4 protein-coding genes are annotated in these 3,985 nt (G+C 34.4%); 3 read left to right on the top strand and 1 reads right to left on the bottom strand.

Annotation, left to right across the window (positions count from 1 at the left end; translation table 11 throughout):
• On the top strand, positions 1–395 hold a 395-nt coding region (locus tag ACI313_RS00020; RefSeq protein ID WP_439754992.1), incomplete at its 5' end, for a hypothetical protein.
• Between the two features lie 3 nt (positions 396–398).
• The gene (locus ACI313_RS00015; RefSeq protein WP_439754991.1) at positions 399–1,058 is read left to right on the top strand and encodes a hypothetical protein; all 660 of its coding nucleotides are present in this window, start codon (positions 399–401) and stop codon (positions 1,056–1,058) included.
• A gap of 16 nt (positions 1,059–1,074) precedes the next feature.
• On the opposite strand, the gene ACI313_RS00010 is transcribed toward ACI313_RS00015, so the two are convergent.
• Positions 1,075–3,129, bottom strand: a complete 2,055-nt coding sequence (locus ACI313_RS00010) for an FAD-dependent oxidoreductase (RefSeq protein ID WP_439754990.1) — start codon at positions 3,127–3,129, stop codon at positions 1,075–1,077.
• A 122-nt stretch (positions 3,130–3,251) separates the two neighbouring features.
• Here ACI313_RS00010 and ACI313_RS00005 point away from each other — a divergent pair, with 122 nt between their 5' ends.
• Positions 3,252–3,824 (top strand): TetR/AcrR family transcriptional regulator, encoded by a 573-nt coding sequence (locus tag ACI313_RS00005; protein WP_320608283.1) that lies wholly within the window; start codon positions 3,252–3,254, stop codon positions 3,822–3,824.
• The last annotated feature ends 161 nt before the right edge of the window (positions 3,825–3,985 follow it).

Raw genomic sequence — 3,985 nt, 5'->3', positions numbered from 1 at the left:
TTGTCGAGGGAAAAGAATATGGAGTGGATTTCTTTTCGTTGTTGAGCGTGGATGCGTATGATACGCGTACATACAATACATCAGAAACTGATATAGAATCGTATCTTGAATATATCAAGAGTGTAAGTATATCGTCACTTGAAATATCTTCACTGACTCGTCTGGTATTACTATCTACATGTGCATCGGATTCGACCAATGGACGATTAGTGCTGGTAGGAAGTATAACAGATGAGATATATGAAGATCCTTACCAGGAAGAGGAAGAAATAGAAGAAGACTATGTGGATTATAGTTTTATCATAGGTTTATTGAGCATAGTAATATGTGTATTGGTATTCTTTATATTATTGGTGTTGCTTGTTCGAAGAAACAAGAAAAAGAAACATAAATAATATATGGGAAAGACAGTTGATTTGACCAATCATCGCTTTGGTAGATTGACTGTAAACTATAAAACAGACAAAAGAGATAGAGGAAGTATTGTATGGCATTGTACATGTGATTGTGGCAATGTGGTTGATGTCAGCAGTCGCAATTTAAAAGACGGTCATACACGGTCTTGTGGATGCATTCGAGGAAAAATACATGATTTAACTGGAAAAAGATTTGGAAAACTAGTTGTTCAATCAGTGAGTACGAAACGAATACATGGATCGGTCGTATGGAATTGTGTATGTGACTGTGGAAAAGAATGCATGGTATCGAATGCTTCTTTAATCAGTGGCAATACGACTTCATGTGGCTGTGTCAAGGAAGAATTAGAAAAAAATATGCAGACAGCCGTTATCCAAAAATCCTTAAACCATGAACTTAGAAGTAGTAATAGTTCAGGAGTGAATGGAGTCTGTTATGATAAGTCAACGAATAAATGGTTATCGACAATAGGTTTCAATGGCAAAGACTATTATTTATGTCGTTCCAAAGACAAAGAATACGCGATTAAAATTCGCTTAAAAGCGGAACAAGAAATATTGAAACCCTATGTAGATCATTTAGAACTAAGCGATGAATCAATTAAACAAATTATTAAAAAAATAAGGAAGGAACTCATTTGATTCCTTCCTTTTTCAGTTATAACTTCATCGCAATTTCATAAGCTTGCCAAATCGCATTCATAATATTTGATGGACTATTGGCATCCCCAATTAAGTAAGTATGATCCCCTTTAATTTCTTCGTATAAAGAATCATTAGGAATGTATCCAACTGAAATCACAACATGATCACATTTCACTTCAACTTGACGATCTTCTCCTTTTGGACCTAAACAATACATACGTAGTGCACGTCCGTTTTTATTTGGATTGTTGAAGTCATGGATATTGATTTTAGCTACGCCATTTTCATAAGAAGAAACAGTGGCTTGTTTAATGACATTAATCTTATAATAATCAATCATTTCCAACAACATATTATAGTTGGCAGCACTTAAATCTTGCGCATTCAAAATTGTTTCTGCCATTTCTACGATAGTAACTTTCTTACCTTGTTTGGCAAAATCAATTGCCATTTCACAACCTGTTAGACCACCACCAATGACTAATACACTATCACCTTTTACTGGTTTGTTTAATAATGTATCGATGGCATATGTGACATTGTCTTGATCAAATCCAGGTGTACGTAATTTACGTTCAGTAGCTCCTGTGGCAACAAAGACTTCATCGTATCCTTGCGTCATTTCTTTTGTGACAGTTGTGTTCATGTGAACATTGATTGGAAGACGTTTCATTTCACGACGATACCAATCTAATAACTTTTTGTCATCTTCTTTGATTTCAGGAGCGGCTGCAGCAATAAAATCACCACCTAATTCATTTGTTTTTTCGAATAAATCTACTTCATGACCACGAATAGCACAAACTCTAGCAGCTTCCATTCCACCAAGTCCACCACCAATTACTAATACTTTTTTCTTTGTTTCAGCTGGTGTTAAGGCATATGATTTTTCACGACCACATTGTGGATTGACAGCACAACTAATGTCTTGTCCATCGTGGAAGATTCTTGATAAACATCCCATGTGACAACTAATACAAGGACGAATGTCTTCTAGATTTCCTTCTTTGAATTTGTTGGCAAGTTGTGGATCGGCTAATAATGGACGACCCATTCCCATCATGTCAATTTTACCTTCACCAATGACTTTGTTGGCAAGTTCTGGATCATCAAATCGTCCAGCACAACAAACAGGAATATTGACAACTTCTTTAACTTTCATAACATCACTCAAGTTACATGCCTTTGGCATATATACAGGAGGATGTGGCCAGAACCAAGAGTCATAGCTTCCATTGTCGCAGTTTAATAAATCATATCCATAAGATTCTAATAATTTAGCAGCTTCTAATGCTTCTTCTAAATCACGACCCTTTTCTTCAAATTCTTCACCTGGTAAAGCCCCACGGTTAAAGTCTTTAATATAAGAACGAACAGAGAAACGTAAAGAAACAGGGAATTCTTTTCCACAACGTTCTTTAATAGCTTCTACGATTTCTTTGGCAAAGCGTAAACGATTTTCTAAGCTTCCACCATATTCATCTGTTCGATGGTTGAAGAAAGAAATAGAAAATTGATCAAGTAAATATCCTTCATGAACGGCATGAATTTCAACTCCATCTCCACCAGCTTGTTGAACTTCCCAAGCAGCTTGAGCAAAATTATCAACATATTGTTTAATGTCTTCTTTGGTCATTGGAGCATGTTGAATATTAGGATCCCAAACATTTTGAATAGGCGAAGGTGTTTTAAAAACCATCTTAGCCATAAATTCTTGTCCTGGTTCAATGTGAGCTGAACGACCTGTCATCGCTGTTAATTGCACAAAGATTTTAGAACCCGCTTCATGAATTCCATTGATTAAATATTTCATTTCTTCAATGTATTCATTCGGATGATTCACAGGATTGACACGAGGCATAGGAATGATAGGAACTAGACCTGTTATGATTAACCCAGTTCCACCTTTAGCTCGTTCAATGTAGTAATCCGCACCATCTTTTGTGTAGGCTCCTGTTTTTTGATTCATCATACGAGGAGAAAATACACCCATGGGCATCATCGCAATTCGATTGGGAATGGTAGTGCCTCCAATTTTTAATGGTTCAAATAGATTTGGATAATTCATATTACTTACCTCCTTTAATTATCCTTTAGTTAATTTCATTGTAGCACTTCCATTTAAAAAATAGAACAATGTTCGGTGAAATATTTTTTTATATTTTAAATGACTTTTGTATAATAGAACATATGACAACAAGACAAGAACAAGCACGTAAAACTAAGCACCACATTTATCGAACTGCTACTTCATTATTCGCTACTTCTTCTTATGAACAAGTAACCATTCGTGATATTTGTAAGAGTGCCAATATATCAATTGGAGGATTTTATCATTACTTTGATTCAAAAATGGATTTATTAAATGCCGGTTTTGAAATGTTTGATGAACAATGTAGAGAACACTACCAAGAAAAAACATTTGAAAACAATATTCAAGCCATTGAATTTTTAGTTCAAGATCAAAGTAGTTCTATTAATTCTATTGGCTATGGAGCGGCTACGCAAATCTTTAAAAGCCAAGTAACCAGTGATGATAAATACATTTTGAATGAAGAACGATTCTTTTATCAAACTTTATATCAACACGTTCTACAAGCCATTGAACAAAAAGAACTAAAAGGCGACGCAAAAACCATTACCAGTGAAATATTAATGATTACTCGTGGCATTATTTATGATTGGGGCTTACATGAAGGAAGCTATGATTTAGTGGAAAAGTCATTGAAAATGGTAAGAATGGTTTTAAAATATTATCAATAAACAAAAAAAGTGAGCACTGTAGTGCACTGAAAAAGTTGGACTATAAAATTTAACTTCATTTTAAATATGATAAGGACTTTTGTCTATAAGCTAATGGACTAAGTCCTTTTCGTATTATAGAATTAGAAATTATTAATGTAATATAATCTAATTCTATTTTT

The organism is Floccifex sp., from assembly GCF_051873495.1.
Lineage (GTDB): Bacteria > Bacillota_I > Bacilli_A > Erysipelotrichales > Erysipelotrichaceae > Floccifex.
Note: the sequence above shows the minus strand (reverse complement) of the source record. Positions and strands in the feature narration are given on the sequence as shown.